Here is a 17,472-nt window from a genome sequence, read left to right on the forward strand (position 1 = left end):
GAACGAGTTCAAGAATTATTTGATCAACTGACGTTGGAACAAGTGATGTCGGTTTCGTCCTACAACTTTATTCTGGAAGCACTATTCTATGCAGCATCACATTAAATTGATATAACCAAAGTTCTGATTACCTCTCGTCGAGCCGACCAGTCTAACGTTTCTAATCTGTCAGTCACCTTCGCTGCAAACTCTTCTAAACGACCAATGACCAACTTCAATTCGTTGTGGCACGCTTCCTCATCTTTTAAGTTCTTCAATTGAGCTTCAAGGTTCTGTAATCGTTCTCTCATACTTCGAAGCCTGGGTTCAAATTCAAGTTTTTCGATAATCTCTTCTGCATAAGCATCTATTAATCGCTCAATTCCCTTCTGTATCCTTTTTGTTTGCGATTGTATTTCCTTTTGTTGTCCAGCATAATGATTACCGTCGGATGCTTGTAATCGTCTTTTATATTCCTGCTGAAGATTCTGGGGGTTGTTCAATAATTGGCACACTTCTGACCACACTGCTGCTTCTAGCGCTTCAGCTCTGACTGAAGTATTGCCGCATTTCGGACTCGGCTCAGTCACTTTAGGATTGGGATTACACTGGTAGTAGCAATAGCTTCGTCCGTTTGATGATTTCCTGGAATAGATATAGGCATAACCACAAATGCCACAGACTACTATCCCTTGCAGCAAGTAACTGGCTCCTTTTTTACGCTGCCGCAATCGAGTCCGGTTTTGCTCTAATTTCTCTTGAGCTGCCTCAAACAGGGCTTCATCAATAATTGCACTCACGGGTACAACAATCTACTCTTCTGGTGCAGTGCGATATGTCGAATAATCTTTCGGTTGACTAGAGGCATTGCGGGCCGCTCTCGGCTTGTCGATTTTCGGTCCATGCCGCCACTTGCCAAAACTGGCACAGCCCTTGTAGTGCGGGTTGCGCAGAATTCTTGCCACCGTTGTCACTGTCCACTTGCTGTATCCTGAGGGCGAAGGAATCAACATCCCTTCCAATCGGCGACAAATGTCACTCAAACTCAGCTCTTCATGGACATACCACTGAAATATCTGTTGCACATGGCGAGCCGTCGTCAGATTGATGTCCATCCGCACCTGTCCACCTGTGAGATGCTTTGAGATAAAAGTGTAGCCATACGGTGCCCTGGAAAAGGCATTGAGTGAGCCGCTCTGCGCTGCATGTCTTTTTCCCCGACGACTGCGCTCGAGAATTTTTGCCCGCTCATATTCAGCAACCATGCCTTGCACTTGTAAGAGCAGTTCATCTTCAGGCGACTGACCCAGGGGATGATTCAAAAAGATGACTTCGACACCCGCTTGGTTAAATTCATCGACCAGGATGACCTGATAGGCATACTTGCGAGCCAGACGATCTGGAGATTGCACATATAGCCGGTCAATTTCCCCACAGGCAATGGCATCTCTCAACTGTTCCAGTGCTGGTCGAACTAAAGTACTGCCGCTATGACCTTCATCCACAAACTGGTGATGGGTTGAGCAAGCATAGCCATCCCGATTGACTTGCTCTTGCAACGCCATCAGTTGGCTCTCAATGGTGTTCGTGCTGACCTGTTGTTCACACGAAACTCGAGCATAAATGGCAACCTGAGTAGGGTTCACGATTGCACCTCCTTCGCACTTGCAGGGGTAGAGTCAATGGGTTTTGAAGTCTTTGTGTTGAGACGAATTTCAGGCAGAACCTGAGCGTAGGCATCAATCATGTATTGATGAGCAAGGCGGCTAAACTCAAATTCAACCTCGACGGAAAGGGCGCGAGTCGGATGGTTTGCCATGGCAACGCTCCGCTGTAGTGTTCGCAAAGCCAGAATCCATCTGCTGCAACACGATTTGGATCTGCTCGCGTGGGATTGTTGCACTAAAGTCTAGCGAGATTTTGGCGACATTGTTGCGAATGTGTACGTCTCGTCCACCCGCCAGGAATCGTTTGTGGGATTGAGAAGGGGACGAATACGTTTGTCGAGCTCTGGCGCGTAGTCCTGCACCCATCGATAAATAGTGGTGTGATCTACCTCGACTCCACGTTCTAACATCATCTCTTCTAAATCTCGATAACTCAAAGCATAACGGCAATACCACCGTACATTTAACAGAATGATCTCTGGCAAAAAATGCCGCCACTTGAACGGAGCTTTCGGATCAACCACCGGACGTTAATTTTTCTCTCGGTAGACGCTAATTCTATCACTTCTTGCAACAGAACCGTTTCAGATGCCGTCGAATGCGTTTGTCCAGTTCTGGGGCGTACCTCAACACCCAACGGTTGATCGTCGAGTGATCCACTCCCATGCCTCGTTCCTGCATCATCTCCTCTAAGTCTCGGTAGCTCAAGGCATAACGGCAGTACCAGTGGATATTTGCCAGAATGATCTCAGGCAAGAAATGCCGCCACTTGAACAGAGTAGGAATAGACATCGGAGGACAGGGAGGAGCGGGTAGTCCTGCTTACCTTACCATTCGCTGGTTTTTGCGACACAACCGTAGTTTTACTGCCCCCGCATCCACTCGTTAAACTTGCAGCTAATTCTTTCTTCTACTTAGAGTGATTGAAAGGGAGTAGATGAACTAATGCAAAGGCGAGAGGAGCGCTCACACCTGGTCGATCGCGATCTTTCGGAACCAGAGGAAGACTGATGTCGCAAACCTGATACTTTCACTAGAAAACATGAGTTTGTAAAAACTGCTATCAAGTGCTGTGATATTTATGCCGTGAAGTGGAATTAAAACTATACAATAGATATATATCAGCAAAAAAATGTATTGGGAAAGATGGAAAAGACTAATAATGGCATTAACCTACTTGATGACCAAAGTTATAATGTTGACCAGCTTGATCTAGATATTATCGAGTATTTGCAGGCAGATGGTCGTATTTCCTATAGCTTAATCGCTCGTGAGGTAGAAGTTCCTGAAGCAACCATTCGTTATCGAGTTAAACGGTTACTTGATGAAGGAATTATCAAAATCAGTGCATTTATTAACGCTGGAAAAATCAAGTATGCAAATGTCGCTTACATTGAGCTAGATGTTGATCCTGTTTTCTTCGAGGATACACTTTATTCACTAATTGATATGGAGAAAGTTAGCTATGTTTCATCTGTTACGGGCGAATATAATGTAATGATGGAATACGTTTATAGTGATAATGATGACCTTCTTAGTTTCTTAAATATGACAAAGGCGAAACCAGAGGTCAACCGTCTTCACTCTAGAACAATTATAAAAATACATAAAGCACAGTATCCTGCGCGTTTAGAATCCTAGCTATACTGCATCTCCTAAGAAATTAGATTTTTAGCAAGCATAAATATTCATTAGTTAAATCTAATTTCTTTCACCTTGAAAGTGCCTTAGGCGTAAGATGCTAACTATTAATTTTTTGGATTCTAGAAATTGCTAGTACCTCTTCATAGTAGTTGTCTCCCTGTTCCTTTAAATTGCCCTCAAGAACAGATTCTAAATAACGTTGAACATGCAAGAAATCAGGGTGGTAGCGATCTCGATACTGAATATCTGAAATTGTCATTTCTTCCACAATTCGTCCAGGATTACTACCCACAACGACTAACTTCTGCCCTAGCAAAATTGCTTCTTCCACATTATGTGTAACCAAAATCATCGTTGTATTCATCTCACTCCAAAGTGCAAGTAGAAATTCTTGCAAACGTCGCCTCAATTGAACATCTAGAGCAGAAAATGGTTCATCTAGAAGGAGAACAGTTGGCTTGACTACGATTGAGCGAGCAATAGCAACCCGTTGCCTCATTCCACCTGACAATTGATGAGGATACAACTTACGAGCATGGGATAAACCCACTGTGTCTAAAATTTCGTGAACTAAATGTTTATAGTTACCTGGTTTCTCACCCTTAATCCTGAAGCCGAATCCAACGTTCTGTTCAACGGTCATCCAAGGGTACAAGTTATGATCTTGAAAGATCATGCCGATATCAGGAGTATTGTTTTTTAGAGATTGTCCATTAAAAAGAACATTGCCTGATGATGGAGGGAGAAACCCACCTAGCAGCTTTAGTAAGGTTGATTTTCCTCCTCCAGACTGTCCCAAAATCGTAACGAATGACCCCTTACGGATTTCAAGGTTGATGTCGGCAAGCACGACAGTTTCCTGCTTATGCCTACCTCGAAAGCTTTTAGAGAGATTTTGGCAGGATAGAACAATTGGTAAGGCTTCTATTAGTTTCATACTTTCCACCAGAAAAACTTTTGCTGAATTAGAAGCAACAGACGGTCAACGGCAAATCCAGAAATGCCAATGATACAAATGCCTAAGAGAATCAAGTTGCTGTTGAACAAATTGCGACCGGTCATTACAACTGAGCCTAATCCGTCACGTAGTCCTGTCATTTCCGCAGCAAGAACAGCCATCCAAGCAGCAATAAAGTTAAGTCGTAGAAGTGTAAATACACTAGGTAATACAGACGGCATGATAACCATCCGCCATACATTGAATCGGTTACCTGCCAAATTCCTAGCTGTAATCAGCAGATTCTCAGGAATCCGCTTAATTTCTGCTACGGTTGCAATGGTTAGAGTAAAGAACACCCCCATAAACACGATAAAGATTGCAGTAAGGTTGCTAATACCAAAAACTACTAGTGCAAGCGGAACCCAAGCAATCGGAGCAATTGGGGCAATTAATCCTAGCACTGGTAAGATAAACAGCTCAGTCCATTCTGAAAGACTGATTAGCATTCCGCAAACGATTGCAGACACAAAGGCAACGGTCATTCCAGTAAATACCCGAAATAGAGTGACGAAGACAGACTGATAGATTGATGCAGACTGGGAGCCTAATCCGATCTTGAAGTCACTTTCAAACAGGACGGGCAAAAACTTAGAGGGAGGAGGAAGTACCTGAGTAACGGGATTAGCTGGATTAAAGCCAACCCACTCCCAGATACAAATTAGTATAAGACAGGAGAGAATTCCGCAAATAATTGGAAGGCCCCAAACCTTCCATCGTTGCCAGAGTTGGTTGACAATCATTGCTATTTTGTCCTGCTACCTAGTTATGAGGAATGCTGTTGTCTGTTTCATTGCTTTTCCAACTTCTCGATTATAGAGACATCAAAAATTCTGTTTGTAGGTACGTCAGCTTTGATATAGTTCAGCTTTACCATCTCATCAACAACCCTCTGAACTGCTTCTAAGTCAGGAGTAAATGTAATGGAAGCAGGCTGAGTTTCAAATGCTTTCAGCAATACTTTGTCGTCAACTCGATAATAGTTACCGTCTTTAAGTAGAGCGATAGCTTCTTGGGGATTTTCATTGATGATCTTGGCTGCACATTGCATTCCCTTAAGGTACGATTCAACCACTTGAGGTTGCCCTGTTAAGGTTTTTTCTAGCACACTAACAACAGTATTGGGCGTATTAGGTGACCAAATTTTGGCATTGTCAGTGACAACAGTTGCTGAACCATTTTCGACAAACTGAGTGGTATAAGGCTTGATATGGCTGAGCATATCTACTTTGTCGAGCCTAAAAGCATCAACCATAGCTAGCAGGTCATCGAAATAAACCATTTCAAAGTCGTTGACGGAGAGATCCTCTTTCTCAAAAGCATCTAGCAGAATCAGTTCTAGTGTGTCACCTCTGAGAGTTGCAATCTTTAGTTTCTTGCCAGGGTTGTCCTTGACATACTTAGCTAAATCTTCGACTGAGGTGATTTCATATTGACTTTTTGCAATGACCTGCATGACTCCCCATCCACCCGCAGCCGAAATTGTTTTGATGGGTACACCACTACTTGCAGCAAAAAAAGGTAGTGTAAAAGGGTTGATATTGAAATCGACTGCGCTACCTGCCAAGGCAGCATTATTGTCCCCTGGATTAGTAAAAGCAACTGTTTCAACCGCAAGTCCATTCTGCTTAAAGCACCCAGACTCAACACCTACAAATAAAGGAGCCATATCTAGGGCAACGAGATGCCCAACCTTAATAGGTGTTAGCGGTTGGGCATTATCATCCGATGGTTGACTGGTTGAAGCCGTATTTGTCGGCGTTGTACTGCCACAGGAAGCAAGGAAAAAACTGAGACAAGATAAAACTAGAAGATTCTTAATCCACATTTCCTAATCCTTCCTAGGTTAAACCATACGAATCAAGAAGCTGTATAGACCTTGCTGCTTCACTTTGGCATCCAGCTTCCATATCTAGATTTCTTTACTCATTAGCTATAGAGTAACTTAATTCATGTAAGCAACAATTTTTGTAGCTTTACACACACAATTAGCAACAAAATTCTTTTTTCAGCTAGCGATTTAGCAACTAAAAGCATTCAAATTGCTCATTCGGTAATATATAGCGTAATATCTCAGATAGGGCTGCTTAGCTCATACTGTTCAGTAAAAGATGATTCTGAATAGGATAAAGCAACATGACTTTAGAGTTTGATATTCACTCAGCAGCATTGCTAGTTATTGATTTTCAGCAGGATTTTTTGCAAGGAGGGGTTCTTCAGACTGTTGGGGCATCCGATGCTCTTCTCAGAGCAGAAAGGGTTCTAGCTGTAGCCAGAGCAGCAGAAATCCCGATTATTCATACCAGAGAAGTCCATCGTGAGCAAATGGTAGATTTTGGACGCGAACTAGATGGGGCAGAGCCCGTCCATTGTCTGGAGAACCATCCAGGAACAGATTTTCATCCTGCTTTATACCCTATCGGTGGGGAATTTACGCTTGATAAGCGTCGGTACAGTGCTTTCTTTGCAACAGATCTAGATTTGTTGCTACGAGGACTGAAAGTAGATACGCTAATTATGATGGGAACACTTACTAATGTTTGTGTTCATTACACCGCAGTCGATGCCCATCAGCATGATTACTTCTTCTACATAATTGAAGACTGTTGTGTAAGCTCTGACTGGAATGCTCATTGGTCAGCTCTCAAGGCAATGGAATATTTGCAGCAAAAAGCTAGGATCACTCATTCAGATTTTGTTTCATCAGTTACAAATCTGAAGTTGGCTCCATGCATAGTCGGTGCTGCTTCTGAAGAGCTTAAACCGCTCGATTCACCCATCACGTAGAAATTGATTTAAAAAAGTCTTATATTTCTCCTACAATCTGCTGTAACAAATAATTGTGTTTCTGCTCAACTTCTAAATTCTGCCGCTAAGTATTATGAGTTCTCGTAGCCAGCACTTTGAATCTGATATTTCTCTCCGTGTTAGGGCAATTGAGTCGCTCCTGATTGAGAAGGGTATTATTGATCCAGCAACTATTGATGTCATTATTGATGCTTATGAGCATCGCATCGGACCTCATAATGGAGCGCGAATTGTTGCTAGAGCCTGGATTGATCCTGACTTTAAGCAGCGATTGCTTACAGATGGCACAAGTGCCATTGCTGAGTTGGGATTGACAGGATTTTCTAGTGAACACATGGTTGTAGTGGAGAATACGCCAGAAGTTCACAATCTCATCGTTTGCACTTTATGCTCTTGCTATCCGTGGGCAATTCTGGGCTTACCGCCAACTTGGTATAAATCTTTTGCATATCGCTCTCGTGCAGTAATTGATCCGCGTGGTGTTCTACGTGAATTTGGCTTAGAAATTCCGGATCATGTGGAGGTGAGAGTTTGGGACAGCAACGCAGATTTACGTTATTTGGTTTTGCCTGAACGTCCGATGGGTACAGAGACAATGACTGAAGTAGACCTAGTCTCTCTTGTTACTCGTAATGCAATGATTGGTACAGCAAAGGTTCAACTGCCAAATTCTCCTGCTGAACTCGTCGCTTTGGAGAACAAATAATGAATGGTCCTCATGATTTAGGTGGGATGCATAATTTTGGAGCAATTCTGATCGAAGTAGATGAACCTGTTTTTCATTCTGAGTGGGAAGCTAAGGTGTTCGCTATGAGTTTTGCTACCTTTAGCAACTATTTTCCTGTAGATGAAACTCGTCATGCCTCAGAGCGACTGCCGCATGGTCAGTACCTCAGTTCTAGTTACTATGAACGATGGCTGTACGCTTTGGAATTGCTGCTAAATGAACACCACATTGTAACAAAAGAGGAAATTGAAGAACGGTTGGCTCAGTTGTCTTATTCAAATAATTCTTCTGAAGCGGATTGAATTACATCATTATATAGAGCAGGTTTATGGCAATTGAGACTAGCAATAAGTGTATGACGGTTGAACAAGCTAAGGAACTTCTTTGCAATGGTATTAACTGCCGTATGGATAGCAATGAACCTGGTCAGTTTAAAGTGGGTGATCGGGTGCGAGCTAAGGTTATTCATGTGCAGGACTATACCCGCTTACCTCGTTATATTAGAGGCAAAGCTGGAACGATTGTGAAGGACTATGGAGTTTATGTTTTTCCTGATACTGTTGGCATGCATTTAGGGACAAAACCCCAGCATGTGTATAGTGTGCGCTTTGCAGCTCAGGAGCTATGGGGAACTAATGCTTCTGCTAAAGACGCGCTCTACATTGACTTATTCGATGACTATCTAGAATCTGTTTAAGCGTATGAATGATTCTTCTCAATTTTTACCTGAGCTAGCCATCGACCAAAATGAAATTGTATTTCAAGCTCCTTGGCAAGCTCACGCTTTTGCATTGGTTAATCAACTTGCCGCAGCTAATTATTGCACTTGGTCGGAGTGGACAGACTATTTGGTGAGTGAAATTTCTTCTGTTGAACCAAAGCCTTCTGGGACAAAGGCTTATTATGAGCAGTGGGTTGATGCTTGCGAGAAGCTGCTGATTGAGAAACAACTTTTGGAGCCGGAGGCGATTCAGAGAAGAATTGCAGAATTACTTTCTGCTCAAAAAGCTGACCATCATCAACACGGCTAAACGCTTTTCTGGAGAAAGACGTAAGAGGATGTTTGAAAAGTCGGGTAAGGCGTAAGAAAGCTCACTCAGTGTAGGCTGCGAATACGAAAGAACACAGCACCGAGTGAGCCACATGAGTAAATGCTATCCCAGTAATCTGACCCGTACCGAATCCGAATTTCTCAGCGACTTGATTCCAGATCCTAAACCTGGGGGTCGCCCTCGTACCGTCGAGATGTGGGAGGTGCTCAATGCCATCTTCTATGTCCTGGTTGAAGACTGTCGTTGGCGATCATTGCCGGGAGACTTCCCAGCCTGGCAGACGGTATACACCTATTTCCGCAACTGGCGCAAAGACGGCATGTGGATCGCGATTCATGACCGCTTACGCGAGTGGACGCGCATCGAAGCCGACCGTCAGCCGAGTCCCTCCGAAGCAGTTCTGGACTCGCGAAGCGTCAAAACTGCGGCAGGGGTGAGTGAAAGCGTGGGATTTGATAACGGCAAACTGATTAAAGGACGCAAGCGATTTGTGAGCGTCGATACCTTGGGACTGGTGCTGCGCGTGTTCGTAACTGCTGCCAGTGTAGGAGAACGGGAAGGAGGCAAACGGGTACTGAAGCGGGTTAAACGCATGGACAAAGCTGTGTCTCGCTTAACCACGATTTGGGTCGATGGCGGGTTTGATGGCGCACCGTTTCTGATGTGGGTGACGGATATGTGCCGTTGGGTTGTCCAAGTCGTGCTTCGCCCCGAACAGACGAAGAGGTTCGTGTTGCTGAAAAAGCGATGGGTGGTAGAGCGCACCTTCGGTTGGCTCATGGGCTATCACCGATTAGCCAGAGACTATGAGTTATTACCAGAAACCTCAGAGACCTTCATCTACCTTGCCATGATCCGTATTATGCTCAGACGTTTAGCTGCATAAGTAACACGTCTCTGACTTTTCAAACGTCCTCTGAAAGTGAAGCAGTAACAAGTAATCTATATCATCAACTTGTCCTCAAATTTGCTAACAGTTTTGCTGAACCTGTTCGATGCCTTACGCTGGCGCTAACAGCATCCTACGTAACCCTGTTCATCAGTACAACTACCTGTTTTAAGACTTATGTCAACATACTGGCAATCAAAAGAGACTGTAACTCCTGACACAGAATCAACAAGAAAAATCAGTTTTATTGCATTATCAGCAAAATCCCTTTTTGGATTTGTTTAATCAGCAGCTAGGGCTTTGTATTGTTCTTCTAGGACAGTGAGTAAAATGATGGCTTCTGATACGTTGAATGCTCAGCAGGAATTAAGGTCTAAGCCTTTGGGAGTCCCAATTACAGTGCAGGGACTAACAAAACGGTTTAACCGAGAACCGCTGTATCAGGACTTTAATCTGGAAATCAGTGCTGGCAAAATTACCTGTATCTTTGGTCCGAATGGATGTGGTAAGTCAACACTGCTCAATATGATTGCAGGGCTAATTCCGATCGATGCTGGACAGATCTTGTTCGGGGATAAGCTTCTACATAAAACCAGAATTGGATATGTTTTTCAGAATTATCGAGATGCTCTGTACCCCTGGTTAAGGGCGATCGACAATATCAAATACCCATTAAAAGTTGCGCGATATTCATCCACTCAGCAAAGAATGCGCGTGGAGGAGTTGGTTCATCTATTTAGTACCAATATTAATCTTAATCGCTATCCTTACGAACTTTCTGGAGGCCAACAACAATTAGTTTCAATCATGAGAGCCCTCGCGATCCAGCCAGAAGTATTATTTCTAGATGAGCCATTCTCCGCCCTTGATTACGAAGCAACTTTGTTAATTCGAGACAAATTGCAAGGAGTGCTTCAGGCATCTGGCTTAACAATGGTCATGATTTCTCATGATCTCGAAGAAGCGGTCTACATGGCTGATCATATTTTATTGCTGACGAAGCGACCCACTCAAGTGGCAGAGCGTGTTGAATTCAATGCAAAAAGACCTCGTACTGCGGCAACGCTAGCTGATGCAGAATTTATTCAGGTGCGATCGCATTGCTTAGAGGTGTTTCAACGGGAGGTTTACCGATGATCGACGTGAAGCATCCCCTGAACATCATCACTCGTGTACTGCCACTGCTATTGCCGTTACTCAGGGTTAACATCGGTACTATCATTCTGCTTTTCATCTGGTGGGCCGTGGCACAGATGCAAATTATTGACCCACTACTACTACCCACTCCGCAGGCAACGTTAGTCACTCTGTGGACAAGCCTATGGCAGGACGATTTGCTACAGGATTTCTGGCTAACGCTGTATCGCAGTTTATACGCTTTTGGAGTTGCAACGATTTTGGGGGTACCGATCGGGATTGTTTTGGGTGCAAATGAACAGCTCTATCAATCCTGTGAATTTCTCATTGACTTTTTCCGTTCTACCCCTGCGACAGCCGTATTTCCTTTGTTTCTCGTCATTTTTGGCATCGGCGATTTTTCCAAGGTTGCTGTCGCTGCCTTTGCAGGAGGACTGATTATTTTCTTCAATGTTGCTTACGGGGTAATTAATGCCCGTAAAACTCGCATCCTTGCAGCAAAGGTGATGGGAGCATCGGGTTGGCGGATTTTTCTGGATGTGATCTTCTTTGAAACCCTCCCCCAGACCTTTGTCGGACTGCGTACTGCCGTGTCATTAACGCTCGTAGTCATCATTGTCGCAGAGATGTTTATTGGCTCTACCAATGGGATGGGACAACGTATCATTGATGCCCAACAAACCTTTGATTTAACTCAAATGTATGCCTCTATTATCGCAACTGGCATGATGGGGTATGGTTTGAACCAGTTGTTTCTACTGATTGAAAAGAAGTTCGTCCACTGGAAGAGTAAGTAGTGCGTGGCTATCTTCAGATGATTCATCTTCTATAATCTCTTCGAGGAGTCTATGCATAAACAGTATTTTCATTTGAGCGCATTAAATCGGATCAATCGTCGTAAGTTTGTCAAGTATAGTGCGCTTGCAGCCGGTAGCGGCTTGTTCGCCGCCTGTAGGCAATCCACTTCTACAACTCCCACCTCTTCCCCTCAAGGCTCAACAGCGGGTACGAAGGATAAGGTAGTTGCCTCGTGGCTACCCATCATGCAAACCTCAGCCTACTATGTTGCCCTGGAAGAAGGGCTGTTTGAAAAAGCAGGTTTGGAGGTGGAGTCCGTCAAATTTGAAAATCCAAACCAAATTATTGATTCGTTAGTGTCAGGGCGAGCAGATTTTGGTCCTCCTGGTGCTGCCGCAGGTATTACGGCTCTGGCAGTATCAAAGTCTCCAAATTCTCTCAAGGTTTTTGGCTTACAGGGAGGGCAGATCAACCCCACCTATATCAATGATGGCTTGATTGTTAAAAAGGATTCGAACATTGCATCCTTTAAGGATTTGCGTGGGGGCAAGATCGGGACGATTCCCGGCATTCAATGGAAAACGATTACTCGCTTCATTTTGCGCCAGAACGGGCTTGATCCAGACAAAGATGTAACGATCGAACAAATGGCAGTTGGATTGCATATTAGTTCGGTTCTATCCAGCGCAGTCGATGCCACCCTGTCTTTAGAACCTGTAGGTTCCATCGCGACAGCAACTGGGCAAGCGAAGCGCGTTATTACCAATGCGGTGGCTGGATTTATTTCTGACCCATTCTATTCGGGTGCTGCTGTTTTATCCAATAAGTTTATTAAGGAACGTCCAGAAGTCGCAAAGCGAGTCGTTCAAGTGATTGATGAAGCTACTAAATTAGTGAATCAGGATTTTGACAAATATCGACCCATTCTTTCAAAATATATCGCGCTCAAACCGGATCAAGTTGAGTATGTCGCTCAACCGCTGCTCCGGAGCTTTGTGGATCTGAATCAAACGGATATCAATTCTTATCAAAGGTTTGTCGATGTCTTTTTTAAGGAGGGCGTTTTAAAGAAATCGGTCGATGTCAAAACACTGATGTTGGATAAATCGCAAATTGGACTGTAAGACCTCGATCGCTGCTTATCCTACTGATTGAAGAATGGGAGACAACAAGATGGCACACGCCCAACAGTACATTCTTGATATTCAACCCTACCCGCTCACGCTCAATCTAGAGCAAACCGCTCTAATTGTTATTGATATGCAGAATGATTTCTGCACAGAGGGTGGTTTTGCTGACTTGATGGGTTACGATGTGCGCTACACCCAAAAGCCAATCCAACCTTTGCAAAAACTCCTGCAAGTCTTACGCCAAACACCTATCACGATTATTCATACACGGGAGGGGCATCGCCCCGACTTGACAGACTGTCCAGCTCATAAACTAGAACGCTCAAAACGTAAGGGAGCTGAAATTGGTAGTGAAGGTGTGATGGGTCGGATTTTAACTCGTAGCTCCAAAAGTCATGACTTTGTTGAGGAATTATATCCTCTAGCAGGTGAGATTGTCTTAGATAAACCTGGTAAAGGAGGGTTTGAAGGCACTGATTTGGATATCATTTTACGGAATCGAGGCATTAAACACCTTCTGTTTGCAGGCGTGACTACCGAGTGTTGTGTCCATACAACCCTACGTGTTGCCAGTGACTTGGGCTATGAATGCATATTACTTGAAGATTGTTGTGCATCACTTGACCTAGAGTTTCATACAGTTTCTGTTCGCATCGTAGAAGCGATTTTTGGCTGGGTATGTGATTCAAATACACTTCTATCGTGCCTTCAGCTTTTCTCGAGCGTTGCATAATGGGAATATGAAATCAGGGTAAAACAGATGCAATGTTCCGACTGTGGCTCAACGAACATCAGTAGGAATGGCAAGCAAAGAGGTAAACAGAACTACATCTGTAAAGCTTGCCGACGACAGTTTATAGAAACCTATGACCCGCCTTCTGGGTATTCAGATGACTTTAAGCGCGAATGCCTCAAAATGTATGTCAATGACATGGACTTTCGAGACATTGAGCGTGTCAAAGGGGTCTACCATACCACCATCATTACTTGGGTCAAGCAGATCGGGGAACTGTTACCGGCTGCTTATGACCCAGAGGTCACGCTAGAAGTCGGAGAGTTGGATGAATTAGAAACCTTTGTAGGCTCAAAAAAACAAACTCTGGCTGTGGAGCGCCGTTGACCACTTTCACAAGGGGATTCTGGGTTGGGTTTTAGGCAATCCCAGTGTCGAGACATTCCAACCCTTATAGGAGATGGTTGCTACCTAGCAGTGCTATTTCTATGTCACCGACGGTTGGCCAGTTTACCCAGGTTTTATTCCAAAAGGAGACCAAATTATCAGCAAGACTTACATGATCCGAGTAGAGGGAGAAAACACGACTGCGGCACTATCTCGGTCGATTATACCGGAAGACTTTGTGCTATTCCAAATCAGTAGAAATGCTCAAATACTCCATTCGTTTGCTACTTCACTACTTGAAATTTGGAGATGTGCCTGTTCCTCACTAAATCCTATTCTCATTCAGCAACGCCCTTTTCTCGTTCTCATGAAAGCGAATTTCCAGTTTAGTTAGTTAGATTAAGTTGTGCTGCCAAAGCTATTAGAGGAGTTCGTATGGTGCATCAACATATCCCTCATGATCCATTGGATCGATCGCCAATCGATTGGTCGGAGAAGCCCATTGCCACCTACGAAAAGCGCATGATTGCGTTGCATAATGTGCTAATCTCCAAAGCACTTTTTCCTGGACTCTCGCCAATTCGCAGGACAGCAGAAGAAGTTGATGGAAAGTTTGCGACGGGGCAACTTCCAGAGAATATTCCACAGAGCTTAAGCGATCGTTTACCCACTTATGGAGAACGGCGGGTGCTTGCCATGGAAGCGATCCTGTGTGAAGTGGGATGGATTCAGAAGCATGAATTAGAGCAGGAAAACCCTGATTCTTCATCCCCAACTCCAACCCAAGATCAGCAATCTGTAAAAGGGATTTCGTTGGAGGTTTCTGACCAAACTGCCCCTCCCCAATATCAAGTGGGCGATTGGGTTAGAGTGCAGGTGGTAGCTAAGCCAGGACACATCCGTACTCCGTTATATCTGCTGGGTAAACAAGGAATTGTTCGTCAAATTCAAGGCATTTTTAAGAATCCAGAAGAATTGGCACATCTGATTCAACCCGTTCATCAGCTCTATCTTTACTTAGTCGAATTTGAGATGCCAGAAATTTGGGGTGAGTTATGTCCAGCAGATGTGCAGAGAGATACACTCAGTGCTGAGTTTTATGAACCCTGGCTCAGCCCTGTTGAGTAACATTATGAGCACCAAAACTATCCAAAGGAATTCAACCATGAACAACATTCAAATTCAAAACAACTATCCGTTTGTTATCTCACCTTCCACTGAAAGTTCTCACTCAGATAGCACTTATGAACATGAGCATGAACATGCATCCATTAATGACGATGAAGCATATTGGCTACAAAGAACTAGAGTCATTGAAGAACTACTGGAGCGCAAAGGATACTTTACTGCAGAAGACGTAAGACGAGAGATTGAACGCGAAGACTCTGTCACGCCAATGTTGGGAGCGCGCCTTGTCGCACGAGCCTGGGTTGACCCAGAGTTTAAACAACGGTTGTTGACAGATGGCAAAGCGGCTTGTCGAGAAATGGATATTGACACAGCTGAAATTAAACGCCTTCAGGTGGTTGAAAACACAGACACAGTACATCATGTCATTGTTTGCACATTATGCTCCTGCTATCCAAGAGCTATTCTGGGATATCATCCTCCGTCCTGGTACAAGAGTACAGCTTATCGCAACCGGGTCGTGGTTGATCCGAGAGGCGTTTTGCGAGAAGAATTTGGCACCCTTGTCCCCAATGAAGTACAGCTTAAAGTGATGGACAGCAACGCTGACACTCGATACTTAGTGATTCCTAAACGTCCGACGGGTACAGAAGATTGGAGCGAGGAAGAATTGTTGCGCTTAGTGACCCGTGACAGCATGGTTGGGGTTGCATTTGCTGAAGATCCCAGTCAAGTCAATTTAGGTTAAATATCTGGAAATCCCGCAGTTTTGAAGCATTTACCTCTCTGCACCTCGGCTTGGTCGCTCCTCTGCCTCGCAAATCTTTACCTGCCATTGCCAAAACCGTGGGCTTGCCGAATGACCAAGTGCTGCACCACTTCCTAACCCACTCCCCTTGGCAGGTAGGCGCGTTGCGCTACCAACGTCTGTCTCTGATTCTCGAGCAAATCCAGGGACAATCGGTTGTCCTCGTTCTTGACGACACCGGAGACCGCAAAAAAGAAAAAACGACCGATTACGTGGACAGACAATACATTGGCAATGTGGGCAAAGTGGACAATGGCATGGTTTCTGTGAATGCCTATGGAGTGCTGGATGACCTCACCTTTCCCTTGTTGTTCAAAGTGTTCAAACCCCGCCGTCGCCTTAAAGCAGAGGATGTTTATCAAACCAAACTCCAACTGGCCGAGAAAATCATTCAAGAACTGCTAGATTTTGGCTTTCACTTTTCCTTAGTGCTGGCAGACAGTTTCTACGGGGAGAGCCATCCCTTTTTGGGTGTGCTCGACGAGTTGAAGTTGCCGTGGATTATGGCGATTCGCTCTAATCATGACGTGTGGATGCCTAAAGAAGCCGAGATTAGCTACAGTGCTTGGCAAGCGTTTGAGCGAGTGTTTGCTAATGGTGAAACGCAAACCAGATATATCCAAGAAATCGTCTTTGGTCAGCGCTTCGAGTGGCGATACTGGACGCTGACGAGTGACCCTACTTTATTGCCTGTTAACAGCACCTGGATGGTGATGAGCCACTGGTCTGCTGAACAAGACCAAGCCGAGTTCATTGGCAATCTCTATGGGTTGAGAACGTGAATAGAATATGGTTTCAAGCAGTGTAAGAATGAGTTGGGATGGGCTGACTACCGACTCACGCACTATGAGCAGATCGAACGATGGTGGGAGATAGTCTTCAGTGTCTATCTGATGGTGAGTTTGCAGTTCTACGGATTAGGTGCTCAACCGCCTGGAATGATCGATGAAGGTCAACGTGATCTCCTGACACGGTTGCAGCAACATTCCGATTGGCAGGAGGCGCAGGGCTGGAAACGGCGTTTCAACAATGTACAACTGCTGGTTCAACCCTTTATCTTTTTCTGTCTCTTTCAACCTTGGATTAGGCTATTTAATAGCTCGACTTTAGAGCGTGGCTTTACCAAGCTCATCAGGATGATCAATTCCTTTCCAGGTTGGTCGCCGAGTGCGCCTTCCGTTCCTATTCAACATTTTTCTTCTGCCTAGAGTGATGAAACAGGGATTACACAGCCCGCACAAGCCCTATAACACTTAAGTCTCTTAAGTCTCTAAGCTCTGGTTAAGGAGTCTTGGGCAACCAGCGAAACTGGGACTGATGAATCCAGCAGTTCTGGTAAGTTTCGTAGTACCAGTCTTCAGCCCTAGGAAGGTGGCGACGGGATCAACCTTGATGATTCCCTTAGCAAATACTTTGACGACTCTTTCAGTTTCTGGCTGCGCTCTACAGTTGCTTGGAGTGGTAGCCAAGCAGCCCTAACCCTGCGTTGGTGCGGACAGAGCAGAGTTTATCGGTCGGAGTTAAGTTTATCTGCCGCTGCACAACTTCACGGTTCGGCGGCTCGCCCCCGTGACCCCACTCGCCTCCA

General features: G+C 44.6%; 21 protein-coding genes and 3 pseudogenes. 16 read left to right on the plus strand and 8 right to left on the minus strand.

Features of this window, described 5'->3' with window-relative positions:
- Positions 1-101 precede the first annotated feature (101 nt).
- From NDI45_RS26320 to NDI45_RS26340, 5 genes and pseudogenes are all read right to left on the minus strand, one after another.
- On the minus strand, positions 102-779 hold the full coding sequence (locus NDI45_RS26320; protein ID WP_348249482.1) for a zinc ribbon domain-containing protein: 678 nt from the start codon (positions 777-779) through the stop codon (positions 102-104).
- Positions 780-791: 12 nt separating this feature from the next.
- Positions 792-1,625 carry a recombinase family protein gene (locus NDI45_RS26325; protein WP_348249483.1) on the minus strand — a complete coding sequence of 278 codons (834 nt, stop codon included), beginning with the start codon at positions 1,623-1,625 and terminating at the stop codon, positions 792-794.
- Positions 1,622-1,798, minus strand: coding sequence for a hypothetical protein (locus NDI45_RS26330; protein WP_348249484.1), 177 nt, complete (start codon positions 1,796-1,798; stop codon positions 1,622-1,624). The genes NDI45_RS26325 and NDI45_RS26330 overlap by 4 nt, the downstream gene beginning before the upstream one ends.
- Before the next feature lie 123 nt (positions 1,799-1,921).
- Positions 1,922-2,170: pseudogene (locus NDI45_RS26335) on the minus strand (IS6 family transposase); the annotation flags it as partial.
- Between the two features lie 58 nt (positions 2,171-2,228).
- Positions 2,229-2,438, minus strand: a pseudogene (locus tag NDI45_RS26340) (IS6 family transposase); the annotation flags it as partial.
- A gap of 354 nt (positions 2,439-2,792) precedes the next feature.
- Between NDI45_RS26340 and NDI45_RS26345 the strand changes: the two are divergent.
- Positions 2,793-3,287 carry an Lrp/AsnC family transcriptional regulator gene (locus NDI45_RS26345; RefSeq protein WP_348249485.1) on the plus strand — a complete coding sequence of 165 codons (495 nt, stop codon included), beginning with the start codon at positions 2,793-2,795 and terminating at the stop codon, positions 3,285-3,287.
- A gap of 100 nt (positions 3,288-3,387) precedes the next feature.
- Here NDI45_RS26345 and NDI45_RS26350 read toward each other — a convergent pair whose 3' ends face one another.
- Genes NDI45_RS26350 through NDI45_RS26360 form a run of 3 tightly spaced genes read right to left on the minus strand, consistent with a single transcriptional unit; the run spans position 3,388 to position 6,115 of the window.
- Complete coding sequence (locus NDI45_RS26350) at positions 3,388-4,227, minus strand: ABC transporter ATP-binding protein (protein WP_348249486.1); 840 nt, start codon at positions 4,225-4,227, stop codon at positions 3,388-3,390.
- The gene (locus NDI45_RS26355; protein ID WP_348249487.1) at positions 4,224-5,030 is read right to left on the minus strand and encodes an ABC transporter permease subunit; all 807 of its coding nucleotides are present in this window, start codon (positions 5,028-5,030) and stop codon (positions 4,224-4,226) included. The genes NDI45_RS26350 and NDI45_RS26355 overlap by 4 nt, the downstream gene beginning before the upstream one ends.
- Positions 5,031-5,077: 47 nt before the next feature.
- On the minus strand, positions 5,078-6,115 hold the full coding sequence (locus tag NDI45_RS26360) for an ABC transporter substrate-binding protein (RefSeq protein WP_348249488.1): 1,038 nt from the start codon (positions 6,113-6,115) through the stop codon (positions 5,078-5,080).
- Between the two features lie 308 nt (positions 6,116-6,423).
- Here NDI45_RS26360 and NDI45_RS26365 point away from each other — a divergent pair, with 308 nt between their 5' ends.
- From NDI45_RS26365 to NDI45_RS26435, 15 genes and pseudogenes are all read left to right on the plus strand, one after another.
- Positions 6,424-7,074, plus strand: coding sequence for a cysteine hydrolase (locus NDI45_RS26365; protein WP_348249489.1), 651 nt, complete (start codon positions 6,424-6,426; stop codon positions 7,072-7,074).
- A 94-nt stretch (positions 7,075-7,168) separates the two neighbouring features.
- On the plus strand, positions 7,169-7,801 hold the full coding sequence (gene nthA, locus NDI45_RS26370; RefSeq protein WP_348249490.1) for a nitrile hydratase subunit alpha: 633 nt from the start codon (positions 7,169-7,171) through the stop codon (positions 7,799-7,801).
- On the plus strand, positions 7,801-8,124 hold the full coding sequence (locus NDI45_RS26375) for a hypothetical protein (protein WP_348249491.1): 324 nt from the start codon (positions 7,801-7,803) through the stop codon (positions 8,122-8,124). Before nthA ends, NDI45_RS26375 begins: the two co-directional genes overlap by 1 nt.
- A 53-nt stretch (positions 8,125-8,177) precedes the next feature.
- On the plus strand, positions 8,178-8,519 hold the full coding sequence (locus NDI45_RS26380; RefSeq protein WP_348249492.1) for an SH3-like domain-containing protein: 342 nt from the start codon (positions 8,178-8,180) through the stop codon (positions 8,517-8,519).
- 4 nt (positions 8,520-8,523) lie between these two features.
- Positions 8,524-8,853 carry a nitrile hydratase accessory protein gene (locus tag NDI45_RS26385; protein WP_348249493.1) on the plus strand — a complete coding sequence of 110 codons (330 nt, stop codon included), beginning with the start codon at positions 8,524-8,526 and terminating at the stop codon, positions 8,851-8,853.
- A gap of 112 nt (positions 8,854-8,965) precedes the next feature.
- Positions 8,966-9,760 carry an IS5 family transposase gene (locus NDI45_RS26390; protein WP_348249494.1) on the plus strand — a complete coding sequence of 265 codons (795 nt, stop codon included), beginning with the start codon at positions 8,966-8,968 and terminating at the stop codon, positions 9,758-9,760.
- A 336-nt stretch (positions 9,761-10,096) separates the two neighbouring features.
- On the plus strand, positions 10,097-10,900 hold the full coding sequence (locus NDI45_RS26395; protein ID WP_348249495.1) for an ABC transporter ATP-binding protein: 804 nt from the start codon (positions 10,097-10,099) through the stop codon (positions 10,898-10,900).
- Positions 10,897-11,697, plus strand: a complete 801-nt coding sequence (locus NDI45_RS26400; protein WP_348249496.1) for an ABC transporter permease — start codon at positions 10,897-10,899, stop codon at positions 11,695-11,697. The genes NDI45_RS26395 and NDI45_RS26400 overlap by 4 nt, the downstream gene beginning before the upstream one ends.
- Before the next feature lie 51 nt (positions 11,698-11,748).
- Positions 11,749-12,822: an ABC transporter substrate-binding protein gene (locus NDI45_RS26405; protein WP_348249497.1), complete on the plus strand. Its 1,074-nt coding sequence runs from the start codon at positions 11,749-11,751 to the stop codon at positions 12,820-12,822.
- Positions 12,823-12,871: 49 nt separating this feature from the next.
- On the plus strand, positions 12,872-13,561 hold the full coding sequence (locus NDI45_RS26410; protein ID WP_348249498.1) for an isochorismatase family cysteine hydrolase: 690 nt from the start codon (positions 12,872-12,874) through the stop codon (positions 13,559-13,561).
- Between the two features lie 27 nt (positions 13,562-13,588).
- Positions 13,589-14,277, plus strand: a pseudogene (locus tag NDI45_RS26415) (IS1 family transposase).
- 106 nt (positions 14,278-14,383) lie between these two features.
- Positions 14,384-15,076 carry an SH3-like domain-containing protein gene (locus tag NDI45_RS26420; protein ID WP_348249499.1) on the plus strand — a complete coding sequence of 231 codons (693 nt, stop codon included), beginning with the start codon at positions 14,384-14,386 and terminating at the stop codon, positions 15,074-15,076.
- Between the two features lie 37 nt (positions 15,077-15,113).
- The gene (locus NDI45_RS26425; protein WP_348249500.1) at positions 15,114-15,824 is read left to right on the plus strand and encodes a nitrile hydratase subunit alpha; all 711 of its coding nucleotides are present in this window, start codon (positions 15,114-15,116) and stop codon (positions 15,822-15,824) included.
- Positions 15,825-15,826: 2 nt separating this feature from the next.
- Positions 15,827-16,666 (plus strand): IS701 family transposase, encoded by an 840-nt coding sequence (locus NDI45_RS26430; RefSeq protein WP_348249506.1) that lies wholly within the window; start codon positions 15,827-15,829, stop codon positions 16,664-16,666.
- 111 nt (positions 16,667-16,777) lie between these two features.
- Positions 16,778-17,092 carry a hypothetical protein gene (locus NDI45_RS26435; RefSeq protein WP_348249501.1) on the plus strand — a complete coding sequence of 105 codons (315 nt, stop codon included), beginning with the start codon at positions 16,778-16,780 and terminating at the stop codon, positions 17,090-17,092.
- Positions 17,093-17,472: the final 380 nt, after the last annotated feature.

The organism is Leptolyngbya sp. GB1-A1 (genome assembly GCF_039962475.1).
Classification (GTDB): Bacteria; Cyanobacteriota; Cyanobacteriia; order Elainellales; family Elainellaceae; genus Leptolyngbya_A.